This window comes from Saccharothrix variisporea (genome assembly GCF_003634995.1).
GTDB lineage: Bacteria > Actinomycetota > Actinomycetes > Mycobacteriales > Pseudonocardiaceae > Actinosynnema > Actinosynnema variisporeum.
Genome location: NZ_RBXR01000001.1, coordinates 7,216,335 through 7,239,901 on the forward strand (window position 1 = coordinate 7,216,335; position 23,567 = coordinate 7,239,901).

The window sequence follows — 23,567 nt, forward strand, 5'->3', positions numbered from 1 at the left end:
CCTCAACGGGTCACCAGGGGAGGGGACCCTCGTCCTGGACGAAAGTGCCGGTCGGGCCATCGGGACCCAGCAGCGCCATGCGCACGATCGGCGCCGCGCCCTCCTCGGCGGTCTTCATCCCGGCGCCGTGGTTGATGTCGGTCTTGACCCAGCCCGGATCGACCGCGTTGACCTTGATCGGGGTGTCCCACAGCTCCTTCGCGTAGGACACGGTGATCATGTTCAGGGCGGCCTTGGACGAGCTGTAGGCCAGGTTGACCATCGGCCACAGCGGGTGGGTCCGGTCCAGCGCGCGGCCGATCGAGCCGCGTTCGCTGGAGACGTTCACCACCCGCCCGGCCGGCGAGCGGCGCAGCAGCGGCAGCACCGCGTTGGTCACCTCGACGACTCCGAACACGTTGGTCTCGTAGACCTGCCTGACCTCCTGGACCGCCGTGGTGCTGGGCGGGCTGTCGCCGAAGGTGATCCCGGCGTTGTTGACCAGGACGTCGAGCCGGCCGAACTCGCGCTCCACCCACTCCACCGCCGCCCGCACACCGGCGGGGTCGGTGACGTCGAGCCGGACGTGCGGCAGCCCGTGCGGTTCGGCGGCGGCTCGGCCGGCGGCGGGGTCGCGGGCGCCGATGACGGCGGTGACGCCGTGTTCGGCGAGCAACCTGGCGCAGGCGTGGCCGATGCCCCTCGTGGCGCCGGTGATCAGCGCGACGGTGGTCATGGTGCTCCTCTCCCCGGGGTCCGGCGCTGGTCCTGTGATCAGGTCCAGGAGGTGCCGGCCGGTTCCTTGATCGGGGCGTTGAGCCGGTTGAACATGTTCGTCACGCCGATCAGCAGCAGCAGCGCGGCGATCTGCTTCTCGTCGTAGTGGTCGGCGACCCGGTCCCACAGCTCGTCGTCCACGGCCTCGCCGGAGCGGTCGGCCAGCCGCGTGACGGCCTCGGTCAGCTCCAGCGCGGCCCGTTCGGCGTCGGTGAAGAACGGCGCCTCCCGCCAGGCGGCCACGGCCGCGATCCGCTCGGCGCTCTCCCCGGCCTTGGCCAGGTTCTGGGCGTGGGCGTGCACGCAGGCGCTGCACCCGTTGATCTGGCTGGCGCGCAGCCCGACGATCTCCTGCAGCTCGTGCGCGAGGCCGCCCTGGTTGACGGCCTTGAAAATGGCTCCGATGCCCTTCATGCCGTCGGGCAGGACGAAAGCCGGGTTCTTCATGCGTGCTTGCACGGCGAAGCTCCTTCGTGATCAGGCGGGGATCGTGTCCGGCGGCGGCACGAGGCGCCGGCGCGACCGGGGTTCGGTGCGTCCGGTCCGGACGGATCACAGCCTGCAAGGCGCCGGTATTCGGATCAACGCCGGATCCGGCGGCCTCGGATAACATCCGGGTTATCGACCGGAAAGGGCACAGTGGAGCTTCGCGACATCGAGATCTTCCTGACCCTGGCGGAGGAACTGCACTTCGGCAGGGCCGCCGCGCGGCTGCACGTCTCCCAGGCCCGGATCAGCCAGGCGGTCAAGACGCAGGAACGCAGGCTGGGTGGCGAGCTGTTCGACCGTTCCAACCGCCGGCAGGTCCGCCTGACCCCGCTGGGCAGGCAGCTCCGCGACGACCTGCGCCCGGTCTACGAAGGACTGCGCGACAGCCTCGAACGCGCCCGCCTGGCCGCCCGGGGCATCACCGCCGTACTGCGCGTCGGGCTGCTGCCGATCAACACGCTCGACCTGCGTCCGTACTGGGACACCTTCCACGCCCGCCACCCGGCCTGGAAGCTGCACCTGGGGCATCCGTCCTTCACCGACCTGTTCGGGTCGCTGCGGCGCGGCGAGATCGACGTCCTGGTCGGCTGGCTGCCCGTCGAGGAACCCGACCTCACCGTCGGCCCGACCCTGTTCACCGACCAGCGGGTGCTCGCCGTCGCCGCCCACCACGAACTGGCCGGCCGCACCGCCGTCACCGTGGACGTGCTGGCGGACTTCCCGCACACCGACTTCGAGTCCAGACCGGACTACTGGGCGGACAGCTTCGTCCCGTCCGACCTCTGCCACGAGCAGCGCCTGCTGGTGCGCAACAGCGAGGAGGTCCTCACGCTGGCCGGCATGGGCGAGGCAGTCGTCCTTTTCCCCGAGCACATGGCGCACTACGCGGTGCGCCCGGACATCGCATACCTCCCGGTCCGCAACGCCAAGCCCCTGACTTACGCCCTGATCTGGCGCACCGAATCGGAGAACGACATCATCCGCGCCCTGGCCGCGGTGGTCCAGGACCTCGGCCCCCACCTGGCCGGCCGCTGAGAAGTCCTGGCGAACGGCGTCGACGACATCGTCGCTCGCAACTGCTGAGCCGACTCTTGTGTCCGGTGGTGATCGCCCGACCACCACCGGACCGCGGTGCGGCTACTCGGCGGACGGTGGCTGCGCGAACCTCAGCACGTTGCCGTACGGGTCGATGACCTCCAGCGTCGGCCCTCCGGGCGCGTCGACGTCGATCCCCGGCCGGAGTGGGGCGTTCGGTCGGGCGCGCAACTCCTCGTGCAGCGCGGTCACGTCCCGTACCGGGATCCAGACGACGCCATGGGGGCTGCCGTCGCCGTGGTGCTCGGAGAGGTGCAGGACGGCCGAGGAGCGCGAGACTTGCACGTACAGCGGGAGCCCCGGCTCGAACCGGTGCTCCCAGTCCAGGGTGAAGCCGAGGTAGTCGAGGTAGAACGGCAGTGCCTGCGCGACCGACATGACCCGCAGGACCGGTACACCGGGGCTGATCTCCGGCGCGGCCGGGCTGCCCGTTCGGCGCGCGAGGGCGGCGAGCACGTTCCAGTCCTTGGTCCCGAGCTGGTGGGCGACCAGTTCGAGCGCGAGGCCGTGCGTGATCTCGATCCCGGCGGCGGCGAGGTCCGCGCGCAGGAGTCTGGCCAGCTTCTTGGCGTGGTCGGTGGAGGACGTCATCATCGCGCCTTGGCTTCCCACGCGGCCCAACCCGCCGATGCCCGCGTTGTCGGCTGGTGCCGCGTTCAGTGAGCCGAGGCGAGAACGACCCACGGCGCATTCACCCAACCCCGGAGGGCGCGAGCGGCCGGCTGCACCAGGCCACCGCCGATGCTATCGACCCCTCCACCGCCCCCGCCACCGCGCACACCGCACTGGCACGACGCCCTCACCCTGACGTCCCCAGTTCCGCACGCTCCACTCTCCGCGTCACAACATCGGCGGCAACAACCGGTAACTCTCGGTGTAGTAGTCGCCGGTGCGGCGGCGGTAGTCGTCGGGGTCGGCCTCCGGGTCGTACTCCGGTGCGTTCTTGATCTGTTCCTTGGTGCGGTCGACGTAGACCTTGCGCTCGTCGTGGTCCACCCGCTGCACCGTGCCCACCGGCAGGACGACCTTGCGCCCGAAGATCCACGGACCGGTGTCGACCATCAGGCAGTCGGTGGGCACCAGGGCGTTGTCCTCGTCCACCTTGCCGATCCCACCGTCGGTGGCCTCCACCTCGTACCCGATGAGCCCGGTGTCGGGCCGCTCACCGGCGTCGGTGGCGTCGGTCGCTTCGCTCTCGGCGTCCCGCTCACCCAGCCAGGACGGGTCCCGCCACACAAAGGGCACGAACGGAAACGGCTGCATGTCATCCTCCTAGTCCGACATCCACCCCTTACGACTACCCCTTCGCCCACGGCGGAACACTTGCCCTGACACCGGTGTCAGAGTCCAAGATCGGTCCATGACCTCTTTCGACCCGCACGCCCTCCTGTCGGAAAGCCGCCTGGGCGTCCTGGCGACCCTGAAGTCCGACGGCCGCCCGCAACTGTCCCCGGTGACCCCGTTCTACGACCGCGAGGCAGGCAAGATCCTGATCTCCACCCGCGAGGGCCTGGCCAAGACCACCAACCTCCGCCGAGACCCGAGGGCCGCCCTGGAAGTCACCAGCGCCGACGGCTGGTCCTGGGCCACAGCAGAGGGCACCGCCACCCTGACCGGCCCGTCCACCGACCCGAACGGCCCGGAGGTGGAAGCCTTGGTCGCCTACTACCGCGCGGCGGCAGGCGAACACCCGGACTGGGACGAGTACCGCTCGGTGATGGTCTCCGACCGCCGAGTCCTGATCACCTTGACGGTGGAACACGTCTACGGCGCCAACGTCCGCTGACGTTCATTACGCAGCGTTATTGACCCGTTCGGTCGCTGCGGTGGGCTGCGCCGAGCGGTCAGGTTGGATCAAGGACTGGATTTGACGCTGTCGTCGGAGGCCGCGGAGTTGTTGGAGTTGCCCGTCGGCCTCCAAGTCCGCCTGGACGGCGAAGCTGCTGCTGCCGCCGAGGTCCTGGACGCTCTGCCGCGAATCGTGCTGTGGGGGCGGGAAGAGGAACGTCCCGAACTCTTGGGTTTCGACGGCGGTCGTAGCCGAGAGCAGGCCTGAGAACCCGCTCGCCGCCGGAAATTCACGCTGATCGTGGCGAGGTGGGCACCTGCCGGAGTCGTGGGATCGTCATGGTGCACGTCAGGGCCTCGGATGTGTTCTTCACACCTCCGGCGGCTCGGCACGCCCGCTCACCGCACTTGGGCCGGTCCAACGACGCGCGCGGCACGCGGGAGACACTGTGCAGAGCACGCGAGGCAGGTGTGGACAAAGGTTCAACGGCTGGTCGGCGTCAGCGCGTGGAGGGGATGCCGAGCGAGTCGAGCAGCACGCGCAGGGCTGCCGCTTCCGCGAAGCGGCTCTGCGTCTGGTAGAGCGAGTAGGCCTCACGCAGCGTGTCGACGGCTTCCACGTGCGCCCCGATGGCGGCCAGTGAACGGCCAAGGCCGGCTGTGCTGTCCGCCGCGCCGTAGGCGTTGCCCAGTTGCCGGCGCAGCCGGAGCGCCTCCCGGTACAGCGTGACGGCCGTGTGGTGGTCGCCGGAGCGGACGTGGGCGTCGGCGAGGCAGTCCAGCGACGCCGCCTCACCGTCCAGGTCCCTCAGCTCCCTGGACAACTCGAGCGACCGGGAACACAGTTCGCGCGCCCTCGCGTGGTTCCCGAGGCGGGCCTGGTAGCTCCCTGCGAGGTTGAGCGCCCTCGCTTCCCACACCGGCGTGCCCGCGTCGCGGAACAACGGCCACGCGAGCATCGCGTGTTCCAGTGCCTTGCCGTAGTCGCCCCGGACCTCCCACGCGTGCGCGAAGTCCTGGTGCGCCCGGCCCTCCTCGCGCACGTCACCCATCCGCACCGCCAGTTCGAGCGCTCGTGTCAGGTGCCGCGCCGCCTCGTCGTGCAGTCCTCTGCGGGAAGCGGCGAAGCCGAGGTACCGGTGTGCTTTGCCGAGAAGGGTGCTGTCACCCAACTCCTCGGCGGCGTTCAAGGCGTCCTGCCACAACGCGAAGTGGTCGTGGACGTGCCCGCGCCGCCAGTGGAACGTGTCGAGTGCGTACGCCAGTTGCCACACCTTGGCGTGCCAACGGCGGTCGACGGCGACCTTCCCGGCGGCCAGCAGGCAGGCGTGCTCGGCGTCGAGCCACTCGAGGGCCGCGGTGCGGTCGGCGAAGTCCAAGGGGCGGCAGCCGGTGACCGGCTCCGCGGCCGGGACCCTCGTCCGCTGACCGTCTACCTGGACGGACGCGGCGACCGCGGTGTGCAGGTGGAAGTCCACGAACCGCTCCTGCGCGGCGGCTCGCTCGGTGTCGGGGTCGAGCTGCCGGGATTTCTCCAGCGCCCATAATCGGACCAGGTCGTGCATCCGGTACCGGCGTGGGGCGTGGTTCTCCACCAGGTGCGCCTCGACCAGGTGTCGCAGCAGCCGGCGGCACTCCACGTCGGACACCGCGACCAGGTTCGCCACGGCCGCGACGGTCGTGTCCGGGGCCGTCACCTCGCCGAGCATCCGGAACACCCGTGCCTGCGCCTCGGGCAGCGCGCGGTACGACCAGTCGAACACCGCGCGCAGGTCGTGCTGCGGGAACCGGCCCTCGAACGCGTCCAGCCGCCGCCCGCTGTCGCGCAGTTCGGCGACGAACTCGTCCAGCGGGAAGTCCCGGTACATGCTCGCGCGGGCGGCGACGACGCTCAGCGCCAGCGGCAAGCCGCCGCACAGCTCGATCAGGGCTCGGACCGCGTCCGGTTCGCCGGCCACCCGGTCGGCGCCGAGGTAGCCCTCGAGCATCGTGGTCGCGGCGTCGGCGCTGAGCACGTCCAGCGACAGCAAGCGGGCCCCGTGTGCGCCGGCCAGGCCGTTCAGGGTGTTGCGGCTGGTCACCAGCACGGTGGACGTGCCGGTTCCGGGCAGCAGCGGCAGCACCTGGTGCTCGTCCACGGCGTTGTCGAGGACGACCAGCATGCGGCGGTCGGCCAGCAGCGTCCGGTACAGCGCCGCCTGCGCGTCGAGGTCGGCGGGGATGGAGGAGGGCGCGACGCCGAGCGCGTCGAGGAACCCACGGACGGCGACCGCGGGGTCCAACGGCTCGCCGTCCGGGTCGAACCCGCGCAGGTTCACGTAGAGCTGGCCGTCGGGGAAGCGGGACTGGTTGAGGTGAGCCCAGTGCAGGGCGAGCGACGTCTTGCCGATCCCGCCCATGCCGCCGATCGCGGAGATCGCGACGGTCGCGCCCTGCTGCGGACCGTCGTCCACGGCCTCGGCGAGCGCGGCGAGTTCCGGCTCGCGGCCGGAGAACGAGCGGGGCGGCGCGGGGAGCTGCCGCGGCACCGCGGGGTTCGCGGTGGCTGGCACGTGGATGTGGACGTCGCCGGAGATGGTGCCTGCCTGCACAGCCGTGTGCGGGTTGCCCTCGATGTCGTTGCGCGTCGTGGCGGTGCCGTCCGCCATTCGGGTACTCCTGGGGCGTATGGGACGAGATGAGCGGGAGGTTAGCCGTCGAGGACCGCCGAGTTTCGGCGTTCACCGAAAATCGGCCGCAGAAGTGCGGCCCGACCGTCGGCTCGTGCGGGTCTGAACGTGGAACGGTCGTCGTTGTGCGACGATCCCGACGATCCGCTCATCGCCCCCGACCGAAGGCCCTGCTCCGATGACCCGATTGCTGATCCAGCCAGTGCGGAACCGCGAGGCCAAGCGCAATCGAGTGAAGACGCTGCACAACGACGTGGTGTTCAGCGAGCCCCGGTTCCGGTCCAAGCTGCTCGACGCTGAGCGGACCGCGTTGGACCGCCTCCACCCGGACGGGCGTGCGCGGTTCTGGGGCACCCGCCCCTACCACGACGAGGCCATGAAGCAGGTGCGTCAAGGCGATGTCGCACTTTTCGTGTGGGACAACAACATCGGGGCCATCGGCGAGGTCGGCGCGAGCTTCCGCAACGAGGCGTTCGCCGTCGAGCTGTGGAAGGAGCCGGGCGACAAGGACACGTTCGTCAACGTGTACAGCCTGATCTCGCTGGACGACGGACTGCGGATCCCCTACCGGGAACTCGAGGAGGTGTCGGACGGCCGGCTCGTGGGTCCGTTCCGTCAGGGTCGCGTCGTCAACGACGACGTTCTCGTGCGCCGAGTCCTGGAAGGGCTGGGTCGGCGGGCGGCCGCGGTGGAAGAAGCCGCACAGCAGTACGTCGAGTCGCAGCTGGAGCGGGGGATGGTCGTCGCGTTGGAGGCGCACCTCACTTCCGAGGTCACCTACGGCCGCACCGCGCGCGACATCACCGTCCGGCGAACGGAGTCGCTGCTGATGAGCGAGTACGTCGAGGCGCACTCCGACGTGGAGTTCAAGCGGATCAGGTCCGACTCCGGGATCTCGGACATGTACACCGTCCGCCCCGAAGGCGCGGAGGTCATCGAGGCCAAGGGCGGGATCGCGCGCGAACGCGTCCGTCAAGCCGTGGCCCAACTCCTGCACTACGCGCCGCGCTGCCCCGACCGGGTCGTGCGGTTGACGGCGCTGTTCCCGGCCCGCCCCGACGACGGCGGCGTGGAACTCCTGCACAGCGTGGGCATCGACTGCGTGTACCGGCAGGAGCCCGGGCGGTTCGAACGACTCCCGGCCCCGGCGGCTCGGCGGATCCACATGGAGCCGGTGTGGAACGACGACTTCCCGGAATAGCGGCTAGCGGCGCAACTCCATGAGGAAGGCTTGCGTCTCGGGGTCCGTCGAGTACAGGCGGCACCCGAACATCGCTCGGCTGGCCAGCACCCAGTAGATGTTCAGCGCCAGCGGCAGGTACTGCTCGGCGGTCAGCCCGTTGACCCGATCGTCGCGGCTTTCCTTCGGCTGTGCCACCCACTCGTCGCCGCGCCGCACGAGATCCGGACCCATGAGCACGCCGCCGTGGTCGTACTCGAGGCCCTGGCACGTGTACACGCACCCCACCTGGTCCTGGCCACCCGGATCGGTGGCCCAGAACTTGCGGCCCGGTGCGGTCACGGCGCCCGCCCGGTCCTTGTGCTCCACGTGGGCGTTCCACGGGCGGCGCCAGGTCCGCCGCTCGCCGTTCCGGTCGGTCCAGTCGATCACGACGTCGTCCACGAGCGGCTGCGTGGCGTCGACCTCGGTCCACGTCCAGCAGTAGCCCGCCGCGATCCGGGCGGTGAACCCGTGGGCGTTCTTGTGCCGGATCCACGCGTCCAGGTCGTCCGGGTCGCGCGCGATGTCGAAGTCGTAGTCCGACTCGGTCCACCGCTCGGGCGTCTTGTCCGGTGACAACAGGCGGTCCAGCCAGTTGAGGTAGGCCAGGGATCCGCCGCAGCGGAACTGGCTGGTCAGTTCGACGTGGTGGAACTCGGCACCCACCCGCCGCGCGTGTTCGCGCAGCTCGGCGACCCGGTACCCCTCGTCCGGCAGGATCACCTGCCGCTCGTCCAGCATGAACACGCTGACCGGAGCACACGTCATGAGCCGCTCGAGCTGCCAGTCCTCGCGCGCGAGGCGCTGCGCTTCGTCCACCACGGGCACGACCGCCGTGACAGGCGGGTGCGACTTCGGGTGGCCGAACATCCCGTTCGCCCCGGGCACGTGCTTGACGGCGCGCTTCAGCTGCGCCAGCAGGGTGCCGGACGGGGTGAGGAACCTGGCCTCCGTCTTCGGCTCCGACTGGCGTCGCGACAGGTCCACCACCAGCCGCATGGCGATCACGGTCTTGCCGGTGCCGGGCCCGCCGGACACGGCGATCACCCGCTTGCGCTTCGCGGTCACGTCGGTCGCCGCCTTCCAGACGAGCCGCTGGGCCTCCTGCTGCGCGCCGATCAACCGGAACCGCGATTGCTGCCGCAGCACGGTGTCGAGTTCGCCGAGCAGCTTGGCCGACGGCTGCGGTCGCAGCTCGAGGAACTCGGCCAGCCGCGACCCGGCCGGCGGCGCCAGGTCACCGCACCGCAGCAGTTCCGCCAAGGCGTGCGGGTCGGGCTCGGCCAGCTCGCGGCGTCCCAGCACCGCCACGTCACCGCTGCCCACGCGGCCTCTGACGGCGTCGCTGAGCAAGGCGGTCGACCGGTCGTCGGCGTTGTGGAGGACCGCGGCGCCACGGAACTCGAGCCGCAGGACCTCGTCGGCGAGCCACTGCTCGAGGTGGCTGACGTACCCGGCCGCCTGCAGGCACGGGTGCCCCCGCCGCTCACCCCGGGTCTCCGCCTCGGCCGAGTCGGCGGCCGTGACCTGGTCCCACTGCTTGAGCTCGACCACGACACCGGTCAAACCACCGTCCGGTCGGGCGCCGACGACCAGCGCGTCGATCCGTTCGGAGGACCTGGGCAGCTCGTACTCGAGCAACAGCGCGAGGTCACCGAGCCCGGCTCGGACGAGGGCGTCGACGAGCACCGGCCAGCTGTTGCGCCAACTCCTCAGCTCCGCGTCGCCGGGCAACTCACCCCGCCGCCGCCGGAAGTCGTCCGCACACCGCCCGACGAACGCATCACGCCCGGACCGCAGCGCATCACCCGCCTCGGCGACCGTGCCGTGGTACACCTGCATGATCCAGAACTACCAGATCGACACCCACGAGCTGGAGATCGCTTTCCCGGGTGCGATCGACTCCTGTCGCATCCGTGGTTGCTGGCACGAGACAACGGGTGCGTGGATTCCTACCCCCAACTACGTAGGGTGAACTGGGTGGAGACGAAGCGGCTGGTGGCTGTAGGTGCGGACGGTGTCATCGTGCCGCTCACCCTGGAGATCGTGGTCGACGGCGAGCCGGCTTTGATCATGGAGTTGCCCGGTGAAGGTCGCCGCTCTTTTACGGGTGCCGATTACTTCCTGTGTCTGATAGATGTCCGCAGGGAGTTGGAGCACTACGGGCTCCTGTTGTGCTGCCAAGGAGCTCGGGCGGACGTGTTCCCGTCTGGAATGCAGTCCCAGGTGGAGCTGGGACGGTACGCGAGAGTTCTCACCAGGGAACCCGAGAAGAGGGCTGTCGTGGACATCTTCGATCCGGCGGACGTATCGGAGGCTGCCACCTTGGAAGCGCAAAAAATTGCCGTTTACGAGTTCTTCGGATTGCCCATGGGTGATTCTCCGGACGGAGACTGACGGCGACGCGTGCGAGCACCGCAACCGTGCTGACACCGACTTGCGTCGGCTGGCAGCGCGAGGACGGGGTGGGTCGTGGCTGTGGCCCAGGATCAGCGGCGACTGCCTGCCGTCGCCACGCTCGGGCGTGGGCGTGAGCTGGGTGGAGAACGCGCGGCGAGTGCGCGTCACGGCCGCGACCGTCAGCACGACCACCGAGACCACGGCCGCGAACGAGCGGCGTGCGGGCAAGGGGACCGGGCGTGGGCGGATCGGGTCGGCGGGTGTGTCGTCGTCCGGTGACGACAGTGATCACCCGCATGCTGTCGCCCAGCAGCCGCTTGCGGTTCGGTCGGTCGACCCAGGCATCCAGGTCGTCCCCGATGCGGTGAACCGGTTGCGCCATACCGGTTCTCGTCAGCCACTCAGGGCGTTCGCGCAGGGTGGCGACGACGAGCAGCGGGGCGTGTGCCGGGGTCTCCTTGCGCACGTCGTTGATCAGGTGGAGCAGCTCGACGCCCACGTTGTCCTCGGTGACGTTGTCCAGCAGTACCAACGGGTACGTCGTGCGGCGGAAGCGGCGCAAGCGGAAGGTATCGGTGCCGTAGGCGGTGCGGAGGTCGTTGAGGAACGCGTGCACGAGGAGCTTCTTAACCGTTGCCGCATCAGCCACCTCGGCTCCACCCCGAACGGCCACACGCCCCGCAGCCACAACCACTACCGCAACGGCCGGTGCCAGGCCACGAAGAGCGCGACGACCAACTGTGCTCACGGCGGGAGCGCGCCCCTCGCGGCTGCCGTGGCCTCGGCCCCCTCGGGATCCGGCTCGACCCGCCGCCAGCGCCACACCCCGGCCAGCCCACCGTCCCGCGTCTGCCGCGTGATGTCGTCCACCAGCCGAAAATGGCGGATCGCCCGCACCCGCTGGTCCCGAACCGGTCCTCCGCCAACCGGTCCCGCACCTCCACCAACAACGGCAGCAACGCAGCCCGCTACCTCGCGGACTCCCTCACCTGCGGCGGATCGGCCGCGTCCACCCGGACGAACAACACCTTCGGTGGCTCGACATCCGACAGCCGCCGGGCGAGGGCACCCGAAAAGCGTCCGGCGGTCGGCTGCCCGATCAAGCAGACCAATGGCAACGCCCGTTCACCACGCCTGGGCCGGTCCAACAAGGCGCGCAGCACGCGCGAGACGCTGTGCAGACCACGTAAGCCAGGGGTGGAGAAAGGTCCCCCATTCACCGTGAGGCGTCATCGCGAGTATCGCCACACATACCGACGCCGCTGCGGTACTACACGTTTCATCGGCCGCTGATCGAGCTGGAGGCCGTGTGGCAGCGCGCCGACCTCGGCATGACACCGTGTACGCGTGCGTTTGACTGATGCGCCCGGCAAACGGGCCTTCCGGGTCGACCGCGTCTGGGGTGACCGTTCAAGAAGCGGGCCGAGTGTTCCGATGAAGAGCGGAACGACCTGCGGAACGTGGCGATGCTCGCCTGTTCGCTGGGCTGTGACCGGCTGTACGAACTGGGCTACGTGACCGTCGGGCCGGACGGGAAGGTGGTGGTGGCCGGCCCGGTCGAAGGGGCGTTGGCCGAGCAGTTGGCGCGGCTCGACGGGCGGGTGGCGGAGGTGCACCACGACGGCACGGCGGGGTACTTCGCGTGGCATCGGGAACAGGTGTTCGAGCGGGGCGTTCGGTTGGCTGTCGGTGGGGGTCGTTAGGATCGGTTCGTGGGTTCGCATGAGGTTCTGCGGAGGGTGTTCGGGTACGACTCCTTTCGCGGTGACCAGGAGGAGATCGTCGAGCACGTCATCGGTGGTGGTGACGCGCTGGTCCTCATGCCCACAGGCGGCGGGAAATCGCTTTGCTACCAGATCCCTTCCCTTGTCCGGGACGGGGTCGGGGTGGTGGTGTCGCCGCTGATCGCGCTCATGCAGGACCAGGTGGACGCCCTGCGCGACCTCGGGGTCAAGGCCGGGTTCCTCAATTCCACCCAGTACTACGACGAGCGCTCGCTGGTGGAAGCCGAATTCCTCGCCGGTGAGCTCGACCTGCTCTACCTCGCGCCCGAGAGGCTGCGCGTGGAGCAGACGGTCAGGCTCCTCGAACGGGGCAAGATCGCGTTGTTCGCGATCGACGAGGCGCACTGCGTGTCGCAGTGGGGCCACGACTTCCGGCCCGACTACCTCGCCCTCTCCCACCTGCACGAACGCTGGCCGGACGTGCCGCGCATCGCTCTCACGGCGACCGCCACGCGGGCCACCCACGCCGAGATCGCCGAGCGCCTCAACCTCGGGGACGCCAAGCACTTCGTGGCCAGTTTCGACCGGCCCAACATCCAGTACCGGATCGTCCCCAAGAACGAGCCCAAAAAGCAACTGCTCGAACTGCTCACCACCGAGCACCAAGGTGACGCGGGGATCGTCTACTGCCTCTCGCGCAATTCCGTCGAGAAGATCGCGGAATTCCTCAACGCGAACGGCATCAAAGCGCTGCCCTACCACGCCGGACTCGACTCGAACACCCGCGCCGAGCACCAGTCCCGATTCCTGCGCGAAGACGGACTGGTGATGGTGGCGACCATCGCGTTCGGCATGGGCATCGACAAACCGGACGTCCGTTTCGTCGCCCACCTCGACCTGCCGAAGTCCGTCGAGGGCTACTACCAGGAGACCGGTCGCGCCGGCCGTGACGGGCTGCCCTCCACCGCCTGGCTCGCCTACGGCCTCCAGGACGTCGTGCAGCAGCGCAAGATGATCCAGGACTCCGATGGCGACCAGGCCCACCGCCGCAAGCTCAACCAGCACCTGGACGCGATGCTCGCGCTGTGCGAGACGGTCGAGTGCCGCCGCGTCCAGCTGCTGAACTACTTCGGCCAGAGCGGCGAGCCGTGCGGGAACTGCGACACGTGCCTCGCGCCGCCGGAGACGTGGGACGGCACGATCCCCGCCCAGAAGGTCCTGTCCACGGTCTACCGCCTGCGCAACGAGCGCCGCCAGAAGTTCGGCGCCGGCCAGACCATCGACATCCTGCTGGGCCGCAAGACCCCCAAGGTCATCCAGTTCGACCACGACACCCTCTCCGTCTTCGGCATCGGCACCGAGCTGAACGAGAGCGGCTGGCGCGGTGTCGTCCGGCAGTTGCTGGCGCAGGGTTTCCTGTCCGTGGAAGGCGAGTACTCCACGCTGGTCCTCACGCCCGCCAGCGAAGAGGTGCTCTACAAGGGCCGCAAGGTCATGATGCGGCGCGAGGCGGAGAAGGCGGAGAAGAAGGCCAAGGCCGCGAAGACGACCGCCAAGGCCGGCAAGGCGCCCGCGGTCGAGATGCCCGCCGAGGCCGAGCCGGTGTTCGAGAAGCTCCGGGCGTGGCGCGCGGCCACCGCGAAGGAACAGGGCGTCCCCGCGTACGTGATCTTCCACGACGCCACGCTGCGCCAGATCGCCACGCTCACGCCCGCCACCCTCGACGAGCTCGGCACCATCAACGGGGTCGGCGAGAACAAGCTCGCCAAGTACGGGCAGCACATCCTGGACACGTTGGCGACATGACCGAGCACACGACATGAACAAGCGCGAAGTGACCGAGCCGCGCGACGTGACCGAGCTGCGCGACGTGACCGAGTTGCGGGGCGACTGCGCGCGGTGCTTCGGGTTGTGCTGCGTGGTCCCGGCGTTCGCCAAGTCCGCGGACTTCGCGATCGACAAACCCGCCCGCACCCCGTGCCGCAACCTCCAGGCCGACTTCCGCTGCGGCATCCACACCAGCCTGCGGCAGAACGGTTTCCCCGGCTGCACGGTCTACGACTGCTTCGGCGCGGGCCAGCGGGTCGCCCAGGTGACCTTCGGCGGCACTAGCTGGCGGGACGCCCCGGAGACCGCCGAGCTGATGTTCGACGTCTTCCCGGTCATGCGCGAACTGCACGAACTCCTCTGGTACCTCACCCAGGCCATCGCCCTGGACCAGGAGAACCTCCGCGCGCGGCTCGAGCAGGCCCGCCGCGAGATCGAAGACCTCACCGCCGAACGGCCGGAAGCGTTGGCGCGCCTGGACGTCGGCCCCCGCTGGCGCGCGGTCGCCGCCCTGCTGGAACAGGCCAGCGACCAGGCCCGCCGGCACGTCAAGGGCCGCAAGTCCAAGCGGAACGCGGACCTCATCGGCCGCAAGCTGGTCAAGGCCGACCTGCGTGGCGCGGACCTGCGTGGCGCCTACCTGATCGGGGCGCAGCTGCGCGGGGCCGACCTGCGCGAAGCCGACCTCATCGGCGCGGACCTGCGTGGCGCCGACCTCGCCGGAGCCGACCTTACCGGCGCCCTGTTCGTCACCCAGGTCCAACTCGACGGCGCGAAGGGCGATGCCACCACGAAGCTGCCGCACGGCCTGACCCGCCCCGCCCGCTGGACGTCATAACCGGGCCACAACCCCTTCCACCACGTCCTCCAGCACCCGCCGGTCCCGGACGACCTTGCCCAGCACCCGCAACCCGTAGTACGCGCTGACGAACGACCTCGCCGCCACCAACGGGTCCACGTCCGCTGCGACCTCGCCGTCCCGCTGCCCCCGCGCGATCACCTCGAACACCGCCGTCTCGAAGCGCGAGAACTGCCGCAGCACCTGCTCCGCCACCACGTCGTCCGTGCCACCGGCGTCCACGGCCGCGTTCACGGCGAGGCACCCGCGCTTCACGGGGTCGCCGAGGTCGGTGTCGATCACCGCGACCATCAAGGCGCGCAAGCGTTGTTTCACCCCGCCGGGACCGTTCAGGATCTCCGCCTGCGCGCTGAACCCCACCTCGGCGTACCGGCGCAACGCCCGTTCGTACAGCCCGTGCTTGCTGCCGTAGGCGTTGTAGAGGCTGCCGCGCCCCAGACCCGTGCGCGCGCACAGGTCCTCCGTCGAAGTGGACTCGTACCCCTTCGACCAGAACACCTCCATCGCGGCGTCCACGACCGCCGCGTCGTCGAACTCCCGTGGCCTGCCCACGTCACCGCAGCGTAGCCGTTTGTGCACGCACGGATAACGGGCGAGACCTTGGGCTGTTGCCCCGAGTTTGGGAAGCTGTCACGTCATGGGCAGCACGCGTCCGGCGTTGACCGTCGTGCACGGCACGGCGCTGTACGTGGGCGCCGTGCTGGGAACCGGCGTGATCGCCGTGCCCGCGTTGGCCGCCGAGGTCGCGGGACCGGCGTCGCTGCTCGCCTGGCTCTGTCTGGTGATGGTCTCCGCGCCCCTGGCGGCCACCTTCGCCGCGCTCGCCGCCCGGCACCCGGACGCGGGCGGGGTGTCCACGTACGCGCGGCTGGCGTTCGGCGAGCGCGCGGCGGCGGTGGTGGGCTGGTGTTTCTTCTTCGCCGTCCCGCCGGGCACGACCGCCTCCGCGTTGTTCGCCGGCTCGTACGTGGCGGACGCGGTCGGCGGCGGCCGGTTGACCCAGCTGGTGACCGCGCTGGTGCTGACGGCGCTGGTGTTCTCCACCAACTGGGCGGGTCTGCGCGCGTCGGGACGGGTGCAGTGCGTGCTGGCGGGACTGCTGGTGCTGCTCGTCCTCGTCGCCGTCGCCGTCGCGGTCCCGTTGGCGGACCTGGCGAACCTGGAGCCGTTCGCGCCGCACGGCTGGACGGCGATCGGCCCGGCGGCGGCCCTGCTGGTGTGGAGTTTCGCCGGCTGGGAGGCGATCGCGCACCTGGCGCAGGAGTTCGGGAAACCGCAACGCGACCTGCCGCGCGCGGCCGGGTACGCGGTGCTGGTCGTCGCGGTGCTGTACCTGTCGGTCGCGTTCGTGACGGTGGCCGTGCGGGGCGCGTCCGACTCGCCCGCGCCGCTGGGCGAGCTGCTGGCACGGGCGCTGGGCGGCAACTTCAAGGTGTGCGCGGCGGTGGCCGCCGTGCTGCTGACCGTCGGGTCGATGAACGCCTACTACGCGGGCGGGGCGAAGCTCGGCGCGGCGCTGAGCCGGGACGGTGCGTTCCCGCGGCGGCTGTCGCGGGGGAGCGTGGCGGGGGAGGTGCCGCGGCGCAGCCTGGCCGTGCTGGTGGGGTTGTCGCTGCTGGTGCTGCTGTTCGTCGGCGTGACCGGGCTGGGCCTGCGGGTGCTCGTGCTGTTGACGACCGCGCAGTTCGTGGCGGTGTACGTGATCGGCGCGGCGGCGGCCGTGCGACTGCTGCCCCGGCGCAGCAAGGCCCGGTACACGGCGGTGTTCGCGCTGGCGGGGGTGTTGTTGCTGCTGGTGGTGTCGGGGGCGTCGGTGCTGCTGCCGGTGCTGGTCGCGGTGCTGGCGCTGCTGTTCCTGCGGTGGCACGGGCGGCGGCGCGGGTCGTTGGACCAGGACGGCAACCTGTCGGCCGTGGAGCTACGTCGACGGGCGTAGGCCGGTGTGCCGCTGTCGGGCGGACGTGGTGACCGGGTCTTCTTCGGCACGGTGACCGGTATGAAGCCTGTTGCGCGCAAGTCCTGGGTGCTGTTGCACGTCGTCACGTCCGTCGGGTGGTTAGGGGTGACGGTGGGCGACCTCGCGCTGGCCCTGTCCGGTTTTTACCGGCCGTTGGTGGTGTTGGCCGATTTCGTGGTGCTGCCGATGGGGGTGGGGGCGCTGGTGAGCGGGGTCGTGCTGTCGTTGGGCACGAAGTGGGGGTTGGTGAAGCACCGGTGGGTGCTGGTGAAGTTCGTGCTGACCGTGGTCGCGCTGGTGGCGACGTTCTTCGCGCTGCGGTCCGGGGTGCGTGACGCGGCGGACGGCGTGGCCGGGGCGGGCGCGGACGTGCTGGTGGCGTGCTGTGTGTCGCTGACGTTGTACCTGGTCAACACCGCTTTGTCGGTGTTCAAGCCGTGGGGGCGGACGCGGTGGGGCTGAGGGCGGCGCGGCGGCGTTCGACGGTGGCGGCCAGCTCGTCCGGGTCGCAGTCGGCGAGGTGGTCGCGGACGAGGGTGTGCGGGAAGCGGTTGTCGTCGACCAGGAGGACCCGGTCGCGTGCGGCTTGAATGATCGCCTTGCGGCGCAACGGGAACTCGTCCAGGGCGAGGGGTGCGGCGAGCAGTTCGGCGATCGGGTCGGGCGTGCGGATGGCGGGGGTGACGGCGAGGCCGATCAGCAGGCCGGCGATCGGGGCGGCGTGGAGGGTCGCGGGTGCGCCGAGGGCGGCGGCCAGAGCGGTGGCGGGCAGGCCGGCGAGCGGCAGCCAGTGCAGGGCGGCGCGGGGTACGAGTCTGCGGGGTCCGTCGCTTCGGTTGGGCCGGTTCGGGTGGTCGGGTCGGTTCGGGTGGTCGAGGTCCTGCCACACCTTCGCCAGGCCCGCGGTGACCAGGCCGGTGGCGGTGCCGGTGAGCAGGCCGATGCCGAGGCCGGTCAGGAGGTCCGGGGAGGGGCCGGTCCAGATCATCACGGCGGTGGGGGCGAGGGCGCCGGCGACGGCCCAGTAGCGGTCTCCGGTCAGGGAGAGGGTGATGAGGAACGCGGTGAGCAGGACCAGGGTGAAGGTCACGAACGCCGGCCAGTCGGCTGTCCGCGCGCCGAGCCAACCGCCCACAGTGGACAGTGCCGCGCCGGTCGCCGTGCCCGCGGCGAAACCCGTCGCGGCCCAGCGGAAGCCGCGTCGGCGGTCGGTGGTGGTGGCCGGGAACCGGTTCGTGCGCAGGGCGGTGGTGGCGACTGCGGCGGCGAGGGCGGTCGGCCAGCCCAGTTCCAGGGCGGTGACGAGGGACGTGCCGGTCAGCAGGCCCGCCAGTGCGCCCGGGACAGCACGTCGGAACAGGCGCCACACCACCGGGTCGTCGACGAAGTCCAGCCAGACGAGGCGGTGGGGCAGGCGGTGACGGGCGCGGAGGTCGTTGCGGCGACGGGCGATGCGGGCGAGGAACCGCAGTGACCGGACCATGCGCTCGGCCCTGCTCGTCCGCTCGACGCGCGCCGGGTTCCGGCTCGGGCCCCGGGCCGCCGACTCGACGAGGTAGGTGTCGAGGACGCCGCCCCGGTACTCCGCGCGTCCGGCGCGGTAGGCGAGGGCGAGGAGGTCGAAGGCGAGCGGGGTGCGGACCTCGTCCCACAGGTCGGGGTCCTTGGTGAGGGCTTCGTGGAGGCCGTCGAGGCGGGGTTCGCAGGCGGCGATCAGGTGGAGGACGTCGGTGCGGCGCAACGGTTCCACGTGGACGACGTCGTAGCGGGGGAGGCTCTCGTAGTCGTCGGTCGCGCAGCACAGCACGACCTGCGGCAGTTTCAGGGCGGTGATCCAGCGCAGGCAGTCGGCGCGGTGCTCGGCGGGGAGGTCGTCCAGGCCGTCGAAGAGGATCGTCAGGCGCTGCTCGCGCAGCCACGTCCGCCCGAGCCTGGTGCCGATCCGGTACCGCCGCTTGATCGCGTGCAGCAGCCACTCGCCGAAGTCGTCCTCGGGCCGCCAACCCCCGAGGTCCACCACGACCGGCACGGGCCACCCGACGTCCGCCCGAGCCCGTTCGAGCAGCCGGCCGGCGAGCTCGAGCAACAACGACGTCTTCCCCGACCCGCTCTCCCCGGCCACCACCAACGGCACCCGAACCCGCGTCGGCAACGCAGGCCCGACCCGCGGCACCACCCCGAGCTTGAGCCGAACCTGGGCCGCCAACGACCCGTCGACCCGCGCGCGGACGTACCGGTCGACCCGTTCCAGCGCGGCCCCCCGGTTGGCGGGATGAGCCGGCCGCCGCTGCACGAGCACGGTGCTCAACGGCTCCCACGCGGCCAGCCCGGCGGTGACCAGGGTGAGCAACACGAGGGACGGCCACAACCAGGTGGCGTACGGCCCGAGCACCCGCAGCGCCGAACCACCGGTAGCCGCGTTGATGGCGATGGGCAACACCACGAGACACGTCACACCGCCCACGCCGATCAGGGCGATCGTGCGCGAGGCGCGAGCGAGTCGTCTGTGGTCCATGTGCCCCTTCCGCAGGTCGCAACGACGGTAACGGCGTTTGCGGTTCGGTGGTAGGCCGCTTCCCGACCTCAGGGGTGCTGGTGGGGTTGGTGGGGTGGTTGGGGCGGACGCGACACAGCCGGCGCTGCCCGGGACGCGGCTGCCCGGGACGCGGCTGCCCGGACTGCGGCTGCCCGGGACGCGGCTGGCTGGGACGCGGCTGGCTGGGGTGGGGCTGGCCGGGACGCGGCTGGCTGGGGCGCGGCTGGCTGGGGCGGCGCAGGCGGGGCCGGGGGGCGCTGGCGGGGCGGGTTGCGGCGGCGCTCGGCGTGGCGGCGCGGCATGGGTGGGGCGGCGCTGTGGGCGGCGGGGCGCGGGCGCGGCGGCGCGTGCGGGTGCGGGTGCGGGTGCGGCGGGGCGCGGCTGGGGTGGGTGCGGCGGCGCGTGCGGGTGCGGGTGCGGCGGGGCGCGGCTGGGGGCGGGTGCGGCGGCGCGGGCGGGTGCGGCGGGGCGCGGCTGGGGGTGGGTGTGGCGATGGGGGGCGGGTGTGGTGGCGTGGGGTGGGCGTGGCGTTGGTGCGGTGGGGTGTGGCTGTGGCCGGTGCCTGGCGGCTGTGGGCCGGGGGCCGGGGCCGGGTGGGTCTGGTGGGGGTGTCGGTGAGGTCGTGGGGGTGGCCGGTGGGCCCGCGTTCCTTTCTTCTCTACGGGACGCGCGAGGTGGGAGTTGGTCGCGGATGCTGCATGTCGCTCGATCGGGTGAATCCCCAGCCGCCGGCTTTCAGCTGGTCAGGAAGGTGGTGAGGAGGCGGTTGACTTCTGCTGGTCGTTCCAGGAAGCCGAAGTGGCCGGCATCCTTGACCTCGGCGTATTCCGCGCCCGGGATCGCCTCCGCCACCTCGCGGCCCAGGTGTGCGGGCAGGACTCGGTCGTCTGTGAAGGCGATCACCAGGCACGGCACGCTGATCTCGCGCAGGGCGTCCAGGCGGCTGTCGAACTCGTCCAGCTCCATCTGCGCGCGCACGCCCGCACCGACCGCCGAGCCCGTGTACTCGAAGACGTCCAGCCAGTCCCGGATCGCCATCGGGTCGCGGAGAGTTGCCGGGGACAGGTTCAGGACCGCTGTCATCGCCGCGTGGTACCGGCCGGGCAACGTGATGTTCTCGTCGTGCAGTGCGCGTTCGCCCTGGGACAGAGCGATCTGCAGCGGGTCGTTGCGGCCGGCGGTGGCCATCAACACCGCCTTCGCCACCAGGTCCGGGCGGGACAGGGCCAGTTCCTGCGCCACCCGCGCGCCCAGGGACGTGCCGACCACGTGGGCCGGCCCGCCCAGGTGTTCGATCAGGGCCGCGGTGTCGGCTACCAGGTCCTCGATCTTCATGCCGCCCGCGCACTCGTCCGTCGGCGGGATGCCGCGGTTGTCGAAGGTCGCCACCCGGAAGCCCGCCTGGAGCAACGCCGGTACCTGGTGCGGGTGCCACACCCGTCCGGGGCTGCCGGTGCCCATGATCAGGACCACGAGCGGGCCGGAGCCCTGGACGTCGTAGTTCAGGGTGATCCCGTTGAGCTTGGCGACCGGCATGACCGCGAGGCTAGCGGCCCGACCGCATCCGGGGCAGCGCCCGGATCACCGCTGTGGACCGTTGGCGGACCACTCGATCGCGGGGCAGCGGTTCATCACCATGTCCAAGCCGGCCTCGGTGGCCCGCGCGTAGGCCTCCTCGTCCACGACGTCGAGCTGGAACCACACCGCCTTCGCCCCGATCTCGACCGCGGCGTCCGCGAACTCGCCGGCGGCCTCGGACCGGCGGAACACGTCCACGCAGTCCACCGGGAACGGGATGTCCGCCAGCTTCGCGTAACCCTGCTCGCCCAGCACGGTCTCCGCGTCCGGGTGCACCGGCACGATCCGCTTGCCGCGCTGTTGCAGGAACCGCGCCACGCCGTACGCCGGTCGGTGCGGGTGGTCGGCCAGGCCCACGATCGCCCACGTCTCGCAGTCGGCCAGGATGCGCCGGATCTTCTCGGTGTCGCCCCACGGTTCGCTCATACCTCCAGGGTAGGGCGAGCGGAGCAGGGTCAGATGACGTGAACCTCTTTCGCGTTATGTGGGTGGTGGGTGATCCTGTGAGGGGCCGCCGCACGACCTGCGAGAGGACCACTGATGCGAGCCATCCCTGCACTCGCGACGCTGCTCCTGCTCATCACCGCCACCCCGGCCACGGCCGCCGACACCCCGATCTACCTGCACAGCGTCACGACCGGGCTCAACGCGGCCGTGTCGGGAACCTCCGTCGTCCAGCACCGACCCAAGGGCGACGAAGACCACCAGCAGTGGACGTTGAGCGGCCGAACCCTCCAGGAAGGCACCCTGTGCCTCGGCCGCGCAGGCGACCAAGCCGTCATGCTCGCCTGCGACAGCCCCGACGCCCAGTGGGACGTCCTGCCCGACGCAGACCGCCACCGCCTGCGCGTCCCCGGCACCGACCGCTACCTGATCTCCGCCGGCGACCAGGTGAAGATCGGCACCGGCGACGACCTCTGGTACTTCACCCCGGTCCACCCGACCCGCACCCCCGTCCCCCAGGACGGCACCCGCCGGCTCGACCAGGTCACCTTCCTGACCGCCCACAACGCCTACGCCAACGGCGTGGACGGCGGTTTCGCGCCGCCGTTCGTCAACCTCGCCCCGAACCAGCAGCGCGGTATCGCGCAGCAACTCGCCGACGGCGTCCGCGGTTTCCAGCTCGACGTGCACCAGACCCCGGACGGCGCGATCCTGTGCCACAACAGCTGCACCTGGGTCAGCCGCCCGGTCGCCCTCTGGGTGGACGTCCAGAAGGTCGTGGACTTCCTGCGCGCCAACCCCACCGAGTTCGTCACGATCTTCCTGGAGGACTACGTCTCCGCCCAGGTCCTCCAGAGCGAACTCGGCCGCGTCACCGGCCTGGCCGACGTCCTCTTCCGCCCCGACCGGGCCGGCGTCCGCGCGACCGGCTGGCCGACCCTGGACACCCTGCGCGCCACCGGAAAACGGCTCATGATCTTCACCGACCACACCCGCTCGGGTGACACCCCGCAGCGCGACAGCTTCGGCGTGATGTACCAGTCCGAGTGGACCGTGGAGAACTTCTGGTCCATGGGACCGGGTCTGGGCACGTCCGACTGGTCCTGCTACAGCCGCTGGAACACCCCGCTCACCCGGCGGGAACCCGGCTTCACCCCGCTGTTCGTCATGAACCACTTCCGGGACGTCCCGTTCACCAGCACCGCCACCACCGACAACGGCAAGCTCGCCGACCGCGCCCGCCGCTTCTGCGAACCCGCCGCCCGCAAGACCCCGAACTACCTCGCCGTCGACCACTACCACCTGGGCAACCCGGCAGCGGCCGTGCAAGCCCTTGCGGTAGAACGGTTCTAAGGCCGGGGCAACGTGCAGCCGGGCGCGGTCAGGTCGATCGCGCCCGGCCGCACGCACGGCACGATCTGGTGGGTCTGCTGCCCGTACCCGATCCCGCGGCGCACCGTCACGGCACCGGTCTCGTCCTCCTCGCACGGGTTGTTCAGCGTGCAGCGCTCGCCGTTCTCGTTCGCCGTGTTGTTGACCCCGACGACCAGACCGGTCCCGGCGTCCACGACCGGCGACCCGGACGTGCCGCCCTTGGTCCGGCACGCCGGCGCGTACCGGATCGCGTCGGGCCACGACCACTGGTCCTCCCGCAGCCGGTGGACTATCCCGTCGAGCGCACAGGAGTAGATCGTCTTCCAGTACCCGGACACCACGCGGATGTCGGCGCCGGACGCCGGCCCCGTCGGCGAGAGTTCGAGTGCGCGCGAGCCCGCCGCCTCGACCTCGGCGTAGGTCACGCCGAGCCGGTACACCGCCGCGTCGGTGTCGGTCATGGTCGCGTACAGCAGGCGGTCGGCCCGCACCGACCGCAGCGAACCGGTGCCGTCGCGGTTGATCAGGGTGACCGTGCGCGACGACGGCTCGTCCACCACCACCTCGTCCACGTCCAGCATCCGCACGCAGTGCCCGTTGGTCAGCACCAGGGCCGGGTCGGACGGCTGGGCCGCGGACGTGCGGACCACCGACCCCGAGCAGTTGCTCAACGCCACCGCGCCGGCGAAGTCGACCGCGGCCGCCCGCGCGGGCACCGCCATCAGGGGCAGGACGAGCACGGCGACCGCCACCGCGCCCGGCACACGCTTGGCCACGAAACCTCCCGGGAGTCCCGGGCATGGAAGCAGCCCACGGCGGTGGCGACCACAGGGACACCACCGCCGGGCG

Annotated in this window: 23 protein-coding genes; 11 read left to right on the forward strand and 12 right to left on the reverse strand. The window is 70.9% G+C overall.

Translation table 11 applies throughout. The features are described from left to right. Positions 1-10: 10 nt before the first annotated feature. Positions 11-715 carry an SDR family oxidoreductase gene (locus DFJ66_RS32995; protein WP_121227079.1) on the reverse strand — a complete coding sequence of 235 codons (705 nt, stop codon included), beginning with the start codon at positions 713-715 and terminating at the stop codon, positions 11-13. Between the two features lie 38 nt (positions 716-753). After that, on the reverse strand, positions 754-1,215 hold the full coding sequence (locus DFJ66_RS33000) for a carboxymuconolactone decarboxylase family protein (RefSeq protein ID WP_121227081.1): 462 nt from the start codon (positions 1,213-1,215) through the stop codon (positions 754-756). Positions 1,216-1,395: 180 nt separating this feature from the next. On the opposite strand from DFJ66_RS33000, the gene DFJ66_RS33005 reads away from it, so the two are divergent. Then, a complete protein-coding gene (locus DFJ66_RS33005) occupies positions 1,396-2,280 on the forward strand; it encodes a LysR family transcriptional regulator (protein ID WP_121227083.1) in 885 nt (294 codons plus the stop codon). 102 nt (positions 2,281-2,382) lie between these two features. On the opposite strand, the gene DFJ66_RS33010 is transcribed toward DFJ66_RS33005, so the two are convergent. After that, entirely contained in the window at positions 2,383-2,931 is a 549-nt protein-coding gene (locus DFJ66_RS33010; protein WP_121232086.1) for a glyoxalase superfamily protein, read from the reverse strand. 249 nt (positions 2,932-3,180) lie between these two features. After that, a complete protein-coding gene (locus DFJ66_RS33015) occupies positions 3,181-3,603 on the reverse strand; it encodes a PRC-barrel domain containing protein (RefSeq protein ID WP_121227084.1) in 423 nt (140 codons plus the stop codon). Positions 3,604-3,700: 97 nt separating this feature from the next. On the opposite strand from DFJ66_RS33015, the gene DFJ66_RS33020 reads away from it, so the two are divergent. Together DFJ66_RS33020 and DFJ66_RS33025 are read left to right on the forward strand one after the other, a co-directional pair. Continuing rightward, positions 3,701-4,126: a PPOX class F420-dependent oxidoreductase gene (locus tag DFJ66_RS33020; RefSeq protein ID WP_121227086.1), complete on the forward strand. Its 426-nt coding sequence runs from the start codon at positions 3,701-3,703 to the stop codon at positions 4,124-4,126. 81 nt (positions 4,127-4,207) lie between these two features. Further along, entirely contained in the window at positions 4,208-4,396 is a 189-nt protein-coding gene (locus tag DFJ66_RS33025; protein WP_121227088.1) for a hypothetical protein, read from the forward strand. Between the two features lie 232 nt (positions 4,397-4,628). On the opposite strand, the gene DFJ66_RS33030 is transcribed toward DFJ66_RS33025, so the two are convergent. Beyond that, complete coding sequence (locus DFJ66_RS33030; protein WP_121227091.1) at positions 4,629-6,776, reverse strand: ATP-binding protein; 2,148 nt, start codon at positions 6,774-6,776, stop codon at positions 4,629-4,631. A 199-nt stretch (positions 6,777-6,975) separates the two neighbouring features. On the opposite strand from DFJ66_RS33030, the gene DFJ66_RS33035 reads away from it, so the two are divergent. Continuing rightward, the gene (locus DFJ66_RS33035) at positions 6,976-7,998 is read left to right on the forward strand and encodes a hypothetical protein (protein WP_147459418.1); all 1,023 of its coding nucleotides are present in this window, start codon (positions 6,976-6,978) and stop codon (positions 7,996-7,998) included. 3 nt (positions 7,999-8,001) lie between these two features. On the opposite strand, the gene DFJ66_RS33040 is transcribed toward DFJ66_RS33035, so the two are convergent. After that, positions 8,002-9,861, reverse strand: a complete 1,860-nt coding sequence (locus DFJ66_RS33040) for a DNA/RNA helicase domain-containing protein (protein ID WP_121227094.1) — start codon at positions 9,859-9,861, stop codon at positions 8,002-8,004. Between the two features lie 138 nt (positions 9,862-9,999). Here DFJ66_RS33040 and DFJ66_RS33045 point away from each other — a divergent pair, with 138 nt between their 5' ends. Continuing rightward, on the forward strand, positions 10,000-10,416 hold the full coding sequence (locus DFJ66_RS33045) for a hypothetical protein (RefSeq protein WP_147459419.1): 417 nt from the start codon (positions 10,000-10,002) through the stop codon (positions 10,414-10,416). Positions 10,417-11,163: 747 nt separating this feature from the next. Here the strand turns inward: DFJ66_RS33045 and DFJ66_RS45160 are convergent. Beyond that, the gene (locus DFJ66_RS45160; RefSeq protein ID WP_281276659.1) at positions 11,164-11,289 is read right to left on the reverse strand and encodes a hypothetical protein; all 126 of its coding nucleotides are present in this window, start codon (positions 11,287-11,289) and stop codon (positions 11,164-11,166) included. A gap of 596 nt (positions 11,290-11,885) precedes the next feature. Between DFJ66_RS45160 and DFJ66_RS33055 the strand changes: the two genes are divergently transcribed. From DFJ66_RS33055 to DFJ66_RS33065, 3 genes are read left to right on the forward strand one after another with little or no spacing between them, the layout of a single operon-like run. After that, positions 11,886-12,122, forward strand: coding sequence for a hypothetical protein (locus DFJ66_RS33055; RefSeq protein ID WP_121227100.1), 237 nt, complete (start codon positions 11,886-11,888; stop codon positions 12,120-12,122). 9 nt (positions 12,123-12,131) lie between these two features. Further along, positions 12,132-13,949: a DNA helicase RecQ gene (gene recQ / locus DFJ66_RS33060; protein ID WP_121227102.1), complete on the forward strand. Its 1,818-nt coding sequence runs from the start codon at positions 12,132-12,134 to the stop codon at positions 13,947-13,949. 13 nt (positions 13,950-13,962) lie between these two features. After that, on the forward strand, positions 13,963-14,808 hold the full coding sequence (locus DFJ66_RS33065) for a pentapeptide repeat-containing protein (RefSeq protein WP_121227104.1): 846 nt from the start codon (positions 13,963-13,965) through the stop codon (positions 14,806-14,808). On the opposite strand, the gene DFJ66_RS33070 is transcribed toward DFJ66_RS33065, so the two are convergent. Beyond that, positions 14,803-15,381: a TetR/AcrR family transcriptional regulator gene (locus tag DFJ66_RS33070; protein ID WP_121227106.1), complete on the reverse strand. Its 579-nt coding sequence runs from the start codon at positions 15,379-15,381 to the stop codon at positions 14,803-14,805. The two genes, DFJ66_RS33065 and DFJ66_RS33070, sit on opposite strands and share 6 nt — an antisense overlap. Positions 15,382-15,466: 85 nt before the next feature. Between DFJ66_RS33070 and DFJ66_RS33075 the strand changes: the two genes are divergently transcribed. Together DFJ66_RS33075 and DFJ66_RS33080 are read left to right on the forward strand one after the other, a co-directional pair. Then, positions 15,467-16,765, forward strand: coding sequence for an APC family permease (locus DFJ66_RS33075; protein WP_121227108.1), 1,299 nt, complete (start codon positions 15,467-15,469; stop codon positions 16,763-16,765). Positions 16,766-16,825: 60 nt separating this feature from the next. Continuing rightward, positions 16,826-17,248: a DUF2269 domain-containing protein gene (locus DFJ66_RS33080; protein ID WP_121232088.1), complete on the forward strand. Its 423-nt coding sequence runs from the start codon at positions 16,826-16,828 to the stop codon at positions 17,246-17,248. Here the strand turns inward: DFJ66_RS33080 and DFJ66_RS33085 are convergent. The 3 genes from DFJ66_RS33085 to DFJ66_RS33095 form a co-directional block, all read right to left on the reverse strand. Then, positions 17,217-19,301 carry an NACHT domain-containing protein gene (locus DFJ66_RS33085; RefSeq protein WP_121227110.1) on the reverse strand — a complete coding sequence of 695 codons (2,085 nt, stop codon included), beginning with the start codon at positions 19,299-19,301 and terminating at the stop codon, positions 17,217-17,219. The genes DFJ66_RS33080 and DFJ66_RS33085 overlap by 32 nt on opposite strands. Before the next feature lie 756 nt (positions 19,302-20,057). After that, positions 20,058-20,858: an alpha/beta fold hydrolase gene (locus DFJ66_RS33090; RefSeq protein WP_121227113.1), complete on the reverse strand. Its 801-nt coding sequence runs from the start codon at positions 20,856-20,858 to the stop codon at positions 20,058-20,060. 45 nt (positions 20,859-20,903) lie between these two features. Then, positions 20,904-21,326: a CoA-binding protein gene (locus DFJ66_RS33095; protein WP_121227115.1), complete on the reverse strand. Its 423-nt coding sequence runs from the start codon at positions 21,324-21,326 to the stop codon at positions 20,904-20,906. A 114-nt stretch (positions 21,327-21,440) separates the two neighbouring features. Between DFJ66_RS33095 and DFJ66_RS33100 the strand changes: the two genes are divergently transcribed. Beyond that, positions 21,441-22,697, forward strand: coding sequence for a PI-PLC domain-containing protein (locus DFJ66_RS33100; RefSeq protein WP_121227117.1), 1,257 nt, complete (start codon positions 21,441-21,443; stop codon positions 22,695-22,697). On the opposite strand, the gene DFJ66_RS33105 is transcribed toward DFJ66_RS33100, so the two are convergent. After that, entirely contained in the window at positions 22,694-23,494 is an 801-nt protein-coding gene (locus DFJ66_RS33105) for a S1 family peptidase (protein ID WP_246029991.1), read from the reverse strand. The genes DFJ66_RS33100 and DFJ66_RS33105 overlap by 4 nt on opposite strands. Positions 23,495-23,567 lie beyond the last annotated feature (73 nt).